This window comes from Halobaculum rarum, assembly GCF_040025155.1.
Lineage (GTDB): Archaea > Halobacteriota > Halobacteria > Halobacteriales > Haloferacaceae > Halobaculum > Halobaculum rarum.
On sequence record NZ_CP157275.1, the window covers coordinates 1,896,132 to 1,909,760 of the forward strand.

General features: G+C 67.7%; 13 protein-coding genes, 1 tRNA gene and 1 pseudogene. 8 read left to right on the top strand and 7 right to left on the bottom strand.

The genetic code is table 11. The features are described from left to right. Positions 1-111: 111 nt before the first annotated feature. A complete protein-coding gene (locus tag ABJD39_RS09850) occupies positions 112-531 on the top strand; it encodes a hypothetical protein (protein WP_348607801.1) in 420 nt (139 codons plus the stop codon). Here ABJD39_RS09850 and ABJD39_RS09855 read toward each other — a convergent pair. Further along, on the bottom strand, positions 514-1,125 hold the full coding sequence (locus ABJD39_RS09855) for a dienelactone hydrolase family protein (RefSeq protein WP_348607804.1): 612 nt from the start codon (positions 1,123-1,125) through the stop codon (positions 514-516). The genes ABJD39_RS09850 and ABJD39_RS09855 overlap by 18 nt on opposite strands. A 91-nt stretch (positions 1,126-1,216) precedes the next feature. Between ABJD39_RS09855 and ABJD39_RS09860 the strand changes: the two genes are divergently transcribed. Further along, positions 1,217-2,044, top strand: a complete 828-nt coding sequence (locus tag ABJD39_RS09860) for a PspA/IM30 family protein (protein WP_348607806.1) — start codon at positions 1,217-1,219, stop codon at positions 2,042-2,044. Positions 2,045-2,228: 184 nt separating this feature from the next. Beyond that, positions 2,229-2,570, top strand: a complete 342-nt coding sequence (locus ABJD39_RS09865; RefSeq protein WP_348607808.1) for a ferredoxin — start codon at positions 2,229-2,231, stop codon at positions 2,568-2,570. A gap of 6 nt (positions 2,571-2,576) precedes the next feature. On the opposite strand, the gene ABJD39_RS09870 is transcribed toward ABJD39_RS09865, so the two are convergent. Continuing rightward, a complete protein-coding gene (locus ABJD39_RS09870; RefSeq protein WP_348607811.1) occupies positions 2,577-4,223 on the bottom strand; it encodes an ABC transporter substrate-binding protein in 1,647 nt (548 codons plus the stop codon). Positions 4,224-4,357: 134 nt separating this feature from the next. On the opposite strand from ABJD39_RS09870, the gene ABJD39_RS09875 reads away from it, so the two are divergent. Then, positions 4,358-4,442: transfer RNA gene (locus tag ABJD39_RS09875), tRNA-Leu, on the top strand. 310 nt (positions 4,443-4,752) lie between these two features. On the opposite strand, the gene ABJD39_RS09880 is transcribed toward ABJD39_RS09875, so the two are convergent. Together ABJD39_RS09880 and ABJD39_RS09885 are read right to left on the bottom strand one after the other, a co-directional pair. After that, positions 4,753-5,271 (bottom strand): cytochrome b N-terminal domain-containing protein, encoded by a 519-nt coding sequence (locus ABJD39_RS09880; protein ID WP_348607814.1) that lies wholly within the window; start codon positions 5,269-5,271, stop codon positions 4,753-4,755. Positions 5,272-5,380: 109 nt separating this feature from the next. Beyond that, positions 5,381-5,750: pseudogene (locus tag ABJD39_RS09885) on the bottom strand (tautomerase). Positions 5,751-5,836: 86 nt separating this feature from the next. Between ABJD39_RS09885 and ABJD39_RS09890 the strand changes: the two are divergent. Next, positions 5,837-6,025, top strand: a complete 189-nt coding sequence (locus ABJD39_RS09890; RefSeq protein WP_348607817.1) for a hypothetical protein — start codon at positions 5,837-5,839, stop codon at positions 6,023-6,025. Positions 6,026-6,333: 308 nt separating this feature from the next. Here ABJD39_RS09890 and ABJD39_RS09895 read toward each other — a convergent pair whose 3' ends face one another. Continuing rightward, positions 6,334-7,686 carry an LLM class flavin-dependent oxidoreductase gene (locus tag ABJD39_RS09895; protein ID WP_348607820.1) on the bottom strand — a complete coding sequence of 451 codons (1,353 nt, stop codon included), beginning with the start codon at positions 7,684-7,686 and terminating at the stop codon, positions 6,334-6,336. Positions 7,687-7,788: 102 nt separating this feature from the next. Next, positions 7,789-8,361 (bottom strand): hypothetical protein, encoded by a 573-nt coding sequence (locus ABJD39_RS09900; RefSeq protein WP_348607822.1) that lies wholly within the window; start codon positions 8,359-8,361, stop codon positions 7,789-7,791. A gap of 677 nt (positions 8,362-9,038) precedes the next feature. Here ABJD39_RS09900 and ABJD39_RS09905 point away from each other — a divergent pair. Both ABJD39_RS09905 and ABJD39_RS09910 read left to right on the top strand, forming a co-directional pair. Further along, the gene (locus tag ABJD39_RS09905; RefSeq protein ID WP_348607825.1) at positions 9,039-10,064 is read left to right on the top strand and encodes a DUF1611 domain-containing protein; all 1,026 of its coding nucleotides are present in this window, start codon (positions 9,039-9,041) and stop codon (positions 10,062-10,064) included. Beyond that, positions 10,061-11,131: a dipeptide epimerase gene (locus ABJD39_RS09910; RefSeq protein WP_348607826.1), complete on the top strand. Its 1,071-nt coding sequence runs from the start codon at positions 10,061-10,063 to the stop codon at positions 11,129-11,131. Before ABJD39_RS09905 ends, ABJD39_RS09910 begins: the two co-directional genes overlap by 4 nt. A 108-nt stretch (positions 11,132-11,239) precedes the next feature. On the opposite strand, the gene ahbB is transcribed toward ABJD39_RS09910, so the two are convergent. Further along, positions 11,240-12,316: a siroheme decarboxylase subunit beta gene (gene ahbB, locus ABJD39_RS09915; RefSeq protein ID WP_348607827.1), complete on the bottom strand. Its 1,077-nt coding sequence runs from the start codon at positions 12,314-12,316 to the stop codon at positions 11,240-11,242. Between the two features lie 125 nt (positions 12,317-12,441). Between ahbB and ABJD39_RS09920 the strand changes: the two genes are divergently transcribed. Then, a complete protein-coding gene (locus ABJD39_RS09920; protein ID WP_348607828.1) occupies positions 12,442-13,551 on the top strand; it encodes an anthranilate phosphoribosyltransferase in 1,110 nt (369 codons plus the stop codon). The last annotated feature ends 78 nt before the right edge of the window (positions 13,552-13,629 follow it).

Here is a 13,629-nt window from a genome sequence, read left to right on the forward strand (position 1 = left end):
TTCGCTGCTCCGTGCAGTTCGATCAGGGTGTGAGTTGAACTGAATACGGCTACCGCTGGCGGGAGTACAACTGACGACGGGATTTTTATCGCTGCTTCGAGAGGGCCCGGTATGACCCTCCACGACCGCGTCCGCGACCGGCTCAGACCGTGGCACGCGCTCATGCTGGCGGTGTTTCTCGCGGGTACCGGCCTCCAGCTCGCCGGGGGCGCCGAGCCGTTCCTCGCGGTGCTCTCGGGGCTGTTCGGGCTGGTGGTCTTCCAGTTCACCGTCGGCAACGTCTGGGCGTCGGCCGTCGAGTACCGCAACGCCGGCGGCGCCTGGAGCGACGCCCCGTTCCTCGCGCCGTTCGCGCTCGCCGTGCTCGCGGCGGCGGCGGCCTACGCCGCCACCCGAAGCCTCGCCGGAGCGGCCAGCGCCGCCTTCTGGGCGTTCGTCCTCGCCCTCGCGGCCACTTCGGTCGTCGTCAACCTCGTCGTCGGCTACCGCAGGGACGACGCGGACGCCGACGGGTTACAGCGCGTCGAGTAGCCACTCCCCCACGGCATCGCCCACCTTCCCCGCCTGCCCGACGAAGAAGTGGTCGGCGGAGAACTCCCGGAGGGCAACGTCGAGTTCCCGCGCGCGCTCGACCACCGGCTCCCAGTCGGCGGTGTCGTCGCGGGTCGCGTACACCACCTGCGCGGGACAGTCGATGTCGTCCATCGCCGCCACGGCGTCCAGATCTGACGTGAGTCGCGCGGTCGGCGCGAGCGCGGAGACGGCGTCGACGTCGCCCTCCGATCCAACCAGCAGCGCCAGAGATCCGCCGAAGCTGAAGCCGAACAGGCCGACGCGGTCGTAGCGCTCGCGCGCCCACGCGACGGCGTTGCGGGCGTCGGCGCGTTCGCCGTACCCTTCGTCCCAGTCGCCGTAGTCGAAGCGGAGGCAGTCGACGCCGCCGGCGGTCAGGACCGCCGAGACCGCCTGGAGGCGTTCGTCGCCGCGGTGGCCGCGGTGCTGCGGGTGGGGCGGGCACGCGACGACGCAGGCGTCGGCCCGGGCGTGTCCGGTTCCCCCCGCGTCGCCCGCGCGGTCGAGCGAGCCCCGAACGTCGCGGCCGCCGGGAACGAGTACGTCGGTCATGCGTTCGGCTGCGGTCGCTCGGCTGAAAACGGTAGCGGGTGGACCGCTCTCGCGGGTGAGATTTATACGGCCAGTTCACTTACTCCGGGCCATGGGAATCCTCTCTCGCGCCTCCTACGTCATCCGCTCGAAGTTCAACGCGATCCTCAACCGGGCGGAGGACCCGTCGGAGTCGCTCGACTACAGCTACGAGCAGATGCGCGACCAGCTCCAGGACGTGAAACAGGGCATCGCGGACCTCACCACTCAGAAGAAGCGCCTGGAGATCCAGAAGCGCCGGCTGGAGGAGAACGTCGAGAAGCACAACGAGCAGGCGCGCGAGGCCGTCCAGCAGGACCGCGACGACCTCGCGCGCAAGGCGCTGGAGAAGAAGAAGTCGAAGATGAACCAGATCGAGGACCTGGAGACCCAGATCGCTGAACTCCAGAACACCCAGGACCAACTGGTCGACAAGAAGGACGAGCTCCAGAGCCGCATCGAGGGGTTCCGTACGAAGAAGGAGACGATGAAGGCGCGCTACGAGGCCGCGGAGGCCTCGACCCGCGTCTCGGAGGCGATGTCCGGCGTCGGCGACGAGATGGGCGACGTGGCCCGCTCGATCGAGCGCGCCGAGGAGCGCACCGAGGAGATGGAGGCGCGCTCGCAGGCGATGGACGAACTGCAGGACACCGGCGCGTTCGACGACGCCCTCTCCGACGAGGACGAGATCGACCGGGAGCTCAGCTCCGGCCGCACGGACCGCGAGGTCGACGCCGAGCTTGAGACGCTGCGGGCGGAACTCGGGAAGGATTCGGCCGACGACGGCGGCGACGGCGACGCGGCCGACGCCGCGACGGAGTCCGACGACCTCGTCGACGAGGAGGTCGAGGCGGAGCTGGAAGAGCTCCAGCAAGAGGAGGACGCCGACGCCTCGAAGTAACGACAGTCGTTCCAGCCCCCTTTTCGCCCTTCGCTCCGCTCCAGCCCGCGTCGACACGCTGTCGATCGGCCCGTTCATCCTCCGGGAGACGGACGAGCTGTCGGAGGTCGAGTGGGACGACTGAGCCGCCGCACGGCCGGACCGGCACCGACAGACGAAAGTCGCCCCGGGCGGAAGGGTCGGTATGAGCGATCTCGACGCGGAGGTACAGACCGCCAGCGACGTCGGCGGCGACGGACCGCCGGTGGAGGAGAAGCCGTACAAGATCATTTTCGAGGCCAACGCCTGCTTCGGCGCGGGCAAGTGCGCGGAGGTCGCGGACAACTGGGAGATGGATATCACGAGCGGCATGGCGAAGCCGAAGTCGTACTACGTCGGCGATGACGAACTCGAGGAGAACCTCCGCGCGGCGGAGGTGTGCCCCGCAAAGAAGGACGTCGGCTGTATCCACGTCGTCGACCGCCGGACCGACGAGGAACTGGCGCCGGATCCAAACGGCGACGGGACGCTGAGTGTCGACTGGTGAGGGCGCTCAGTCGTTCAGGCTGACGGTGTCCTCCCCGGCCAGTCGCGGGTTGATCCCGGCGACGGTGTGGGGACGGAAGCCCTCGACGGTGTCCCGAACGCCGAAGCTGTTCTTGAGGTTGTACGCGGGAAGGTGCGCGCGGTCCTCCAGTATCGTCGTCGTCGCCTCCGTGTAGAGCCGGTTGCGCTCCTCACGGTCGGCCGACTGCCGTGCTTGGGTCAACTTGTCTGCGACCTCCTCGTTGCGGTAGTAACAGCCGTTGGTCTCGCTCTCCACCTCGGGGTGGAACATGTAGTAGAGGTAGCCGTCGGGGTCGAACTCGTCGACCCAGCCGAGCGTGTACATGTTGTAGTCGTCCTCGTCGCCGGTGGAGTACTTGTCGAGGAACGCCCCCCAGTCCAGCCGCTGGACCTCGACGTTGCTCCAGCCGGCTTCCTGGAGCCCGTTGCCGACCGAGACGCCGATCTGTTCGCGCTTGTCGTCCGGCGGGACGATGATCTTCCAGGAGTAGTCCTTGGGGACGCCGGCCTCCTCCAGGAGTTGGGCGGCCATGTCGACGTCCTTGTCGTGGGCGATGTCGGCCCACTCGTCGGTCGGGAAGTCCCAGGCGTCGGTGACCGTCTCGGGCATCGGCGCGGTCAGGCGCGTGCCCGCCGGCTCGATGTAGTTCTGGACGGCCTGATCCATCGAGACCGCGTAGTCGATGGCCTCCCGGACCTTCGGGTCGGCGGTGGGGCCCTCGTTGCAGTTGAACGAGAGGTAGTAGTAGCCCAGTCCCTGGCGTTCCGCGATGGAGGAGCCCTCCTGACCCTCAACGGTCGAGTACAGCTTCGGCGGCACCGTCTGGACGATGTCGAACTCGCCGTTCTTCAGCGTCGTCACCCGCGTCGTCGGTTCCTCGACGGGGCTGAAGACCGCGCCCTCGAGGCTCGGCGCGTCCCCGTGGTACTCGTCCCAGCGCTCCATGACGACCTCGTCGCCCTCGGTGGCCGACTCCAGCGTGAACGGTCCGGAGCCGACGGGGTCCCGGTTGAAGGACTCCTTGTTCTCCTCGCGGTACGCCTTCGGCACCGGCGCCCACGCGAGCTTGTGCCGGAACGGTCCGAAGGGGAACTTCAGGTCGAACTGGACCGTCCGGTCGTCGACGACGGTGATGGAGTCGATCATTGTGAACTCCGACCCGTTGTTGGTCTCCTCACGTCCCGGCGCGAGGAAGGAGTACTTCACGTCCTCGGCGGTGATCGGCTCGCCGTTGTGGAACGTGACCCCATCGCGGAGTTCGACGACGTACTGCGTGGCGTCGTCGTTGACCTCGGGGTCGCCGGCGGCGAGCTGCGGGACGAGCTCGGTCCCCTCGCCGTACGTGTAGAGGCTGTCGAAGATCTGTTCGACGACCTGCAGCGAGGGAACGTCGTTGGCCTTCAGCGGGTCGAAGTCCAGCGGCGACTTCGACTGCGCGAAGTTCAGCGTCCCGCCGCCGGTCGTCGCGGTGGTCGATACGCCGTCGCTCGTCCCGGCCGCGTCGGTCTCGGACTCGCCGCCGCCCGACCCGCCGGTACAGCCGGCGAGGCCGACCGCGCTCGCGGTGCCGGCGCCGGCGAGGACTCGCCGTCGTGTGATCGCGTCCAGCGTTTCGTCGGTGTTGTCGCTCACGTCGGCAACAACGTTTCGGGGCACCTATTCATCCGTCGTTCGCCGCAGCGCTGTCCTCGACCTCGGAGGTGCAGCAAATATCTCCGTCGGGCGACCGAAATTCACTTGCACCGTCCGGCGAAACGACGACCCGCGCGAGGGTGGCTGAGCTTGGCCAAAGGCGGCGGACTTAAGATCCGCTCCCTCAGGGGTTCAAGGGTTCAAATCCCTTCCCTCGCATGAGTGGGGCCGAAGGCCCGGAATCGTTCCGGGAGGATTTGAAGCAGGGAGTGACGCGAACTCCGCGAGCGGAACGACCGTGGTTCAAATCCCTTCCCTCGCAGTCGCGACGAACGTCGTTTCAATCGCCATAGCCACAGTACGAGCGGCCAGTGAACAGCTGTCTTGCCGTATTCGCCGTCGCCGGCGGGTACTCTCTACCGTACTCGAGATCTGGAGGCCAAAACCAATCGATATGCGGTCCGACGTGCCGGCGGTTTTGCGGGTCGTGTCGCACGATCGGGTCCCAACAGAGTCCTCGAAGTAGTTCTCACGCGGGACTCGCCTCGACATGTCCCCGTAGCACCGCCCCCGCTCGCCCGAGAACCGCGACCACGGCGACGGCGACGATGGCGTAGTGGATCCGGAACGCGTGCTCCAGCGTCGCCTCCGAGAGGGTGAATCCGCCGAACAGCGCCCTCGCCACCGGCTCGCCGACGAGGGGAACCGACAGCGCCAGTTCGACGCCGGCCTGCCCGAGGACGAACGACAGTTGCGTCCACGGAAGCAACAGCCCGGTGTACGCGTACAGGGCGGCGAGCGGGACTGCGACCGCGGCAGCAAGGCCGGCAGCGGGACTGCCGGACGCGACGGCGTGTGTGACGGCGATGAGCGCGGCGAGGCCGGCGGCGAGCGCCAGCGCGGTCCGGGTCGCCTCGCCGAGCGGCGGCGGGATCAGGCGGGCGAGCGACGCGAGATCGGCGGCGACGGCCACGGCGACGACGACGAGAAGGGCCGGTTCGAGCGCGTCCGCGGAGTCACTGCTGGGGCGTCTGTCGGAGGGCATCATCGCGGCATTCGTTCTCCCGGTGGGTAGTGATTTCGGGGAACCAGCCGGCCGAAGGATCGGCGCGTGACCCTCCCGACCGGGCGCAGTCCGACGATCTCGTGGCGACGCGTTACCCCTCCCAGTCGCCGCCAACGCGGTCGTACCCCATCATTTCCTCGCCCGTGTGGTCGGTGAAGGTCGCCTTGGGGTTCGGCTCGGGAACGCCCACTCGTCGGTCAGATACGCCACCGCCGCGAGCGCGAACGCTCGCTTCAACTCGAACGGGCGCCCCTCACGGATGTCCGCGTCGAGGAACACGAGCGGCCCTCGACTGCCCGACCCATATGGAGGTCCGCCGGGTCGCGTTCGCGGATCGTGACCGCGACGTGACCGGCCGTCGTCTCCATGTGCTCGGTGTACAGGTCCGTGACGGCCGCCGCGAGCGCGTTCTTCTCGGCGGCCGTCGGTTCGGCGTCCGTGTCGAACTGGAGGTGTGGCACGTCCGGATGCTGTTCGGACTCTCTCCCGTTCCGGCGACTCCGGAGCGACCCCAAGCGGTTTCCGTTTCTAATGAGATGTAATTACCATGCTTCCGGCAGACGGGCCGTCGCGTCCGGACGTGGTCCTCGCGGTCATCGGCGCGAGCCTGCTCGCGGCCGTCCTCGCGACGACGACGCTCGGCGTGCCGTTCCGGCTGACGGCGCCCGCGGGGTCGGCGGCCGGCGGGCTGGCCATCGTCGACAGCGTGTTCCGTAATCCGCCGACCGACGGATAACGAACTGAGTCGACGGCTCGACGGGGTTGCATGCGGCAGCATTCGCAGTCACACAGCAGCGGCTCGAACCTGTGAAACGTGGGAGGAACGCGCGCCGGTGAAAAGAGCGGCGCGCGTTCCGCCCTGAATTGGTCCCCGCTGACGCTTCGGCCCTCCAGACGAAGCGTCACCTGAGACAAACGGGTGCGGGTACTTAACCATGTTGGCGCCGGCTGTACCGTCCCTGACCGAAACCGGTGGTTGTGCGGCGCGTACGCCTCCGCGATGGGGATCTCGATCGTTTCGACCAGCGCACGGTTCGATTTACCTCACTGCCGTGCGGGATGCGACGAGGAAAGTCGCGACTCATTGCCGAGGAGTCGCTCGCGGAGGGTCTCCCCCGCGGTCGGCTCCGCGAGGAGATCTCGCGCGCGCAGTTCCGGCACGAGAAGATCGACCACGTCGTCGAGGCTCCCGGTGCGAAGCACCTCCTTCACGTTGAACCCGTCGACGCCCACTTCCTCGTGCCAGTACTGCAGTTCGTCGGCCACCTGTTCGGGCGTCCCCGCGACGACCGGCGAGGTGGTGCCCAGCCCCGAGAACTGCGCGACCTCGCGGACGGTCCAGTCCCGATCCGGGTCGGATCTCGTGAAGGCGTTCATCGTTCCCTGGATCGCGTCGGTCTCGATGTGCTCGATCTTCTGATCCGGATCGAGCTCCGAGAGATCCATGTCGAGAAAGCCCGACAGCAGCGCGAGCGTCGCCTCCACGTCGACCGTCTCCAGCAGGCGCTCGTACTTCGCCTCGGCGGCCGCTTCGGTCTCGGCGACGACGGGGACGACACCCGGGAAGAACGCGAGGTCGTCGGGATCCCTGCCGAGGTCGGCGGCCCGCTCGCGCAGGTCGTCCATGTACTCGCGGACGCCGTGCTCGGTGGGCTGCGAGCAGAACACCGCCTCCGCGTTGGCGGCGGCGAAGTCGCGCCCGCGGTCGGAGGAGCCCGCCTGGAAGATAACGGGACTGCGCTGCGGCGACGGTTCGCAGCCGTGCGGGCCGGGTACGTCGAAGAACTCGCCCTCGTGGTCGATCTCGTGGACCTTCGCCGGGTCGCTGAAGGTACCAGACTCGCGGTCTCGGACGACCGCGTCGTCGTCCCACGAGTCCTCCCACAGCGCGTAGCAGACGTCCATGAACTCGTCGGCGCGGTCGTACCGTGTCCCCTTGTCCATCCGCTCGTCGAGGCCGAGGTTCGCCGCCGCCGACTCCAGATACGAGGTGACGACGTTGAACGCGACGCGGCCGTCGGTGAGGTGATCGAGCGTGGAGAACTCCCGGGCGAGCTGGTACGGGTGGGTGTAGGTGGTCGACTTCGTGACCGCGAACCCGAGCGAATCCGTCACCTCGGCCATCGCGGGCACGAGGTAGCCGGGATCGTTCGAGGGGGTCTGGACCGCGTGCTCGATGGCCGTCTCGCGGTCGCCGCCGTACACGTCGTAGATGCCGCGCACGTCCGCGAAGAAGACGGCCGCGAAGCCGCCGCGTTCGGCGGTTCTCGCTACGTCGGTCCAGTACTCCCTGTCTTTGTACTCGGCGGAGCGGTCCGCCGGGTGGGTCCAGGAGCCGGGGGAGACGTGCTCCACGGAGTTCATCGTGAAGAGGTTGAGATGGATGCCGTCGCTCATTACGTGATCGCTGGTTCGCTAGCCGGGTAAGGGTCGGTGAAATCGGCCGGCTGTGCCTGTATTCGGGACGACCGTGTCCGGGACTCGACGGTAACTGGAGGGTCAATCGCTCCCGCTCCAAACCAGGCTCAGCACGTACACGACTACGGTTGCGAGGAACACTGCGCTAACGACGGAGGGGACTGCACCAGTAAGGATGTTGTTTGCAAAAACCTCTGTATCTATCACTCCGATCACAGCCAATATCTGAACGGCGAATCCGATAGCGATCCCAACCATCCCGACGTTAGTTTTCACCGACTCTTCTGCACGGTACCTGATCCGTTTTTTAGTACTCTGTTCCCCTCCGATCACGGTTCCAGCGAGTGACTCTGGTGTGTGGAGGGCTGGGATAGCTAATGAGATACTGGCGACCGAACTTAGCAGGAGGCCATATATTATCGGAGGTAGGACGTGGAGGATATCGTAACAAGCGGTGAGGAGCAGTATTTTCACAAGTATTCGAATATTGTCACCTCCGTGTTTGCGGTACTCCTGCGCTAAGATCGATTCTGCAACATCAATATCTGCTTCGTTCGTGTCCTCGAAATCTCCAAGATCGGCATTCAAGTTCGGCAGGATCCACTTTTTAATTCGCTTTTCTTGTGCCGATAGTTCGGGCTGTTCCAGTCGCATCACATGCTGACCAAACTGTACATCTAATTGGTTCTTATCCTGATATATTGAATTACACCAATTCCCGATCCGTGTATAAGCGGATGGCTGGCCGCTGTCGTCCTGACAGAGAACACAACCGTGAAATCCCCCGGACGGCTCGTGGCCTGCGACTCGCTGCGCTCCTCGCTCGCTTCGCTCGCTGTGGTGCTTGCGTCGCCTCGGCTCACGACCCGCCCGGCCCCTTTCAGTCCCGCCCGGCGGCACTGCAGCCTCTCCCTCCCCAGCCGACTCACTCGGCTTCGCCTCGCTCGTCCCTCGCGCGCGTCCGCCGCGAACGGAGTCGCGGCGGCGCGCGCCACCGCGGGTCGTACACACCGTGTGGAGGACTCCGGTGTTCGGCCCGTCCGACCGACGGGCGGGACTGAAAGGGGCCGTGGCTGTGCGGGAAGCCCGACGATGCAAGCACTGGAGCGGAGTGAGCGAAGCGAACGGAGCGGGGAGCGCAGCGAGTCGCGCGAGCGCACAGCCACGGGGGCTTTCGCGGTCATCACAACGATCGTCACGGCCGCTGAGCCCGCCGAATCGCTGCCGTTGTGGCCGACAGCCGGACCTACGAGCTCGCTCACGACCCACAGTATCCGGCTGATCCGACCGCGTGGGTCCGATTTATGCCCCGCGGTCGCGCACGCTCCACCATGACCGATCGCGTCGCCGTTCTCGCCCACGAGAAGTTTCCGGACCGCTCGAAGACCGCCAACGGCGTGCTCCGGTACGCCGACTACGAGGTCGCGGCCGTCCTCGACCGCGACCGCCCCGGCGAGCGCGTCGCCGACCACCTACCGGACGTGCCCGATGCACCGATCGTCGAGTCGTTCGCGGACGTCCCCGGCGACGTGGACGCACTGATCGTCGGTATCGCGCCCATCGGCGGCGGCTTCGACGAGTCGTGGCGCCCGGACGTACGCGCGGCCATCGAGGCGGGGTGCGACGTGATCTCGGGCCTCCACTACTTCCTCAACGACGACGCGGAGTTCGCCGAACTCGCGGCCGAACACGGCGTCGAGCTCCGGGACGTCCGGAAGCCCCACGACGACCTCACCGTCGCAGGGGGACGCTCGGACGAGGTGAGCGCGGACGTTGTCTTGACCGTCGGGACCGACTGCTCGGTGGGGAAGATGACCGCGACGATGGAGATCGTCGAGGCCGCCCGCGAGGACGGGATCGACGCCTGTGCGATCCCGACCGGCCAGACCGGGATCATGATCGAGGGGTGGGGCAACCCCGTCGACCGCGTCGTCTCGGACTTCACCGCCGGCGCCGTCGAGGAGATGATCCTCGAGAAGGGCGACGAGCACGACCTGCTCGTCGTCGAGGGACAAGGAACCATCATCCACCCCGCGTACTCGGCGGTCACCTGCGGCATCCTCCACGGCGCGATGGCGGACAAACTGGTCCTGTGTCACGCCGCCGGCCGGGAGGCGATCCACGGCTACGAGGACACCGCCCTCCCGCCTCTCGAGGAGTACATCGACCTCTACGAGTCGCTGTCGGCGCCCGTCCACGAGACCGAGGTCGTCGCCGGCGCGCTCAACACCGTCGACCTCGACGACGACGCGGCCGCCCGGGACGCGGTCGAGGGGTTCGCCGACGAGATCGACGCGCCCGCGACGGACCTCATCCGCTTCGGCGCCGACGAGATCGTGGAGGCGATCCGCGAATGACTCCCTCGCTTTCGACCTCGTTCGAGCGCGTCTCGCTCCCGCTGGAACACGAGTTCACCATCTCGCGCGGGTCCACCACCGCCGCCGAGAACGTGATCGTTCGCGTCGAGGACGGGGGCGGCATGACCGGCGTCGGCGCGGCCGCCCCGTCCGCCCACTACGGCGAGACGGCCGGGACGGTCGAGGCGGTCCTCCCGGATCTCCTCGCCGAGGTCGAAGCCGTCGGCGACCCGCACGCCCTCGCGGAGATCGAGGATCGAATGCAACACGTCGTCGCCGACAATCCCGCCGCCCGGTGTGCGGTGAGCATCGCGCTCCACGACCTCGCGGCGAAACGGCTCGGCGTGCCCCTCTACCGACTATGGGGGCTCGATCCCACGGAGGCGCCGACCTCCTCGTACACCATCGGGATCGACGACACCGACGTGATGCGCGAGAAGACGTCGGCCGCCGTCGAGGCGGGCTACTCGACCCTCAAGCTGAAGCTCGGCACCGACCGCGACCGCGAGGTCGTCGAGGCCGTTCGCGAGGAGGCGCCGGACGCCACCCTCCGCGTCGACGCCAACGAGGCGTGGACGCCCCGCGAGACCGCCCGCAAGAGCGAGTGGCTCGCGGATCTGGGCGTCGAGTTCATCGAGCAGCCGCTTCCCGCGAGCGATCCAGCGGGGCTGAAAGACGCGTTCGAGCGCTCGGTCCTCCCGATCGCCGCGGACGAGTCGTGCGTCACGCTCGCGGACGTTCCGCGGATCGCGGACCGCTGCGACATCGCGAACCTGAAGCTGATGAAGTGCGGCGGCCTGCTGGAGGCCAAGCGGATGATCCATGCGGCCCGTGCGCACGGGCTGGAAGTGATGCTCGGCTGTATGGTGGAGTCGAACGCCGCCATCGCCGCCGGCTGTCACCTCGGGCCGCTGCTGGACTACGCCGACCTGGACGGGAGTCTGTTGCTGGCGGAGGATGCGGACCCGTTCGATGGCGTGCCGATGCCGGAGGGGCGGATCGACCTGGCCGCGGTCGACCGGCCGGGGACGGGCGCGGTCGACCGAGCGAGCGGAGCGAGCGAGTGAGACCGCGGGTAACGGCGGAGCGGTCTCGTACCGTTCCGCCCACGAACGGGCGCGGTCGAAGGGCCCACGAACGGGCGCGGTGGACGGTAACGCGGTTACCGTCCGCGACTACTCCCCGACCAGTTCCTCGTACTGCGCACCGGTCTGCTTCAGCGTCGCCGTCGAGTACAGCCGCTCGTGGCCGAACGGGAGATGGTCGGCGGCGAGTTCGTCGATCTTGAGGTCGACGGCGTCGGCCTCGCGGCCGTGGACCATCGTGAAGAGGTTGTACTCCCAGTCCTGCTCGGGCCGGCGCGGCCGGTGGTAACACAGCGTCACGTACGGGAGTTCGCCCACGGACTCCCCCAACTCGTCGAGGCGGTCGTCGGGCACGTCCCACACGACCATGCAGTTGTTCCGGAAGCCGGTGACGATGTGGTTGACGACGCAGCCGATGCGCTTGATGCAGCCGTCCGCCAGCAGGCGCTCGATCGCCGCGAGCACGTCGTCCACGTCGGCGTCGACCGCCTCGGCCACGTCGCGGTACGGCGTCGCCGACAGCGGGAACCCGTCCTGGATCTCGACGAGCAGCGCACGATCCAACTCGGAGAGGTCGCCGGTCGCGTTCTCGGAGATCCGGGTCGCCCCGGCGTCCGTCGACTCCAGGGATTCTCTCGCGAACGCGTCGTCGTTCCAGACGGGGAACTCCAGGTCGATGTAGTAGTCCGTCAGCATCGGGAGGTTCAGCACCTCGCAGCCGGTCCGCTCCTCGATATCCGTGAGGATCCGGTCGCGCGTCTCCCGGCTGGCGGCGGTGACGACGAACCACTGGTTCCACTCGTGGTCGCGGCGGTAGTTGTGGTTCACCTGGCGGTAGCCGTTGATCACCTCCGCGATCTCGTCGAAGCGGTCCTCGGGCGCCGAGACGGCCGCCAACGTCGACGAGCCGATCACCGGCGGGTTGAGCACCGCGCCGAACCGGCGGAACACGCCGCGCTCGCGGAGCCGTTTCACCCGATCGAGCGCCTCGTCCTCGTCGATCCCGAGTTCATCGCCAACGATCCGGAACGGCCGCTCCGCGACGGGGAAGCCGCTCTGGTAGTCGTCGATCAGTCGTGCGTCGACGTCGTCGAGACCGGCGCGCCAGTCGTCGACCGCGTTCGTGTTCGCCTCCGCATCCGCGCCATCGCCCTCGGCGCCACTCATTGCCCGTCGTAGGGACCGGCGGAACCTACCGGTTTCGCTCGCCGCCGGCGCTGATCCCTCGGAACCGACCTCGGTCTCTGCGAGCAACCGGGTGGTTTTTGCGGCGAACGCCCCTCGGATCCGGTATGGCGAAGGCGACCACCGAGGAGGACGAGACGTTCGGCGAGTGGCCGCTCAAGCGGCTCATGACCGAGGTCTGCGGCTCCGGGCCGAAGTCGGCCGACGACATGACCCGCGCGCAGGCGACCGAGGCCATGCGCCGGATCTTTGCGGGTGAGCCCGACCACACGACGTTGGGGGCCTTCTGGCTGGCGAACCGCTGGAAGCGAAACAACCCCGAGGAACTGGCCGCGTACGTCGACGAGATGTGTTCGCGCGTCGAGTACGCCGAGCCCGAGGTCGACCCCGTCGACTGTGGCGCCAACTACGACGGCAAAGGCGAGACGGCGATCCTCGGCGCCGCCGCGGGCATCGTCGCCGCCGGCGCCGGTACGCCCGTGGTGGTCCACTCGGGCGACCGCGTGCCCACCCAGAAGCAGGACGCCTACAAGCACGTGCTCGACGAACTGGGGATCGCGACCGAGCTGACACCGCGCGACTCCGCCGAGATGGTCGACGAGACCGGCTTCGGCTTCTACTACCAGCCGGCGTTCAACCCCGCGATCGACGACCTGTGGGAGCGCCGCGACATGGTGGGCGTGCGGTCGTTCGTCAACACGATCGAGACGCTCGCGAACCCCGCGGGCGCCTCGACGCACCTCGGCTCGTTCTACCACCTCGCGTTCGCGAGGAAGGTCGTCGACACGTTCGCCGAGAGCGAGTTCCACGACCTCGACCGCGTCATCATGTTCCAGGGGATGGAGGGGTACGACGACATCCGCCCCGGCTACACCAAGGTCGCGGAATGGAACGCGGGGGGCGACGCCGCCGGCGAGGACGGTAGCAAGAGCGACTCGTTCACCGACTACGAGATCGAGACGCCGGAGTACGGCATGGACTTCGAGGAGGCGGATCTGGAAGTCGACGACGTGGCCGTCGACTCGGCGACGCTCACCGAAGAGGTCGTCGCGGGCGAGCGCGACGACCACTGGCGCGACGCGGTCGCGCTCAACGCGGCGTTCCGCATCTACGCCCGCGACGACGTCGACAGCATCGAGGAGGGGCTGGAGGCGGCCCGGGCCGCCATCGACGACGGCTCCGCGGCGGCGGTCCTCGACGACCTCCGCGCGTTCTGAGGAGCGCGGTTACCCGGGATGACGACCGTCACGCGGCGGAGTCGGCGACCGCCACGCGGCCGTTCTCACGGCTGAGAC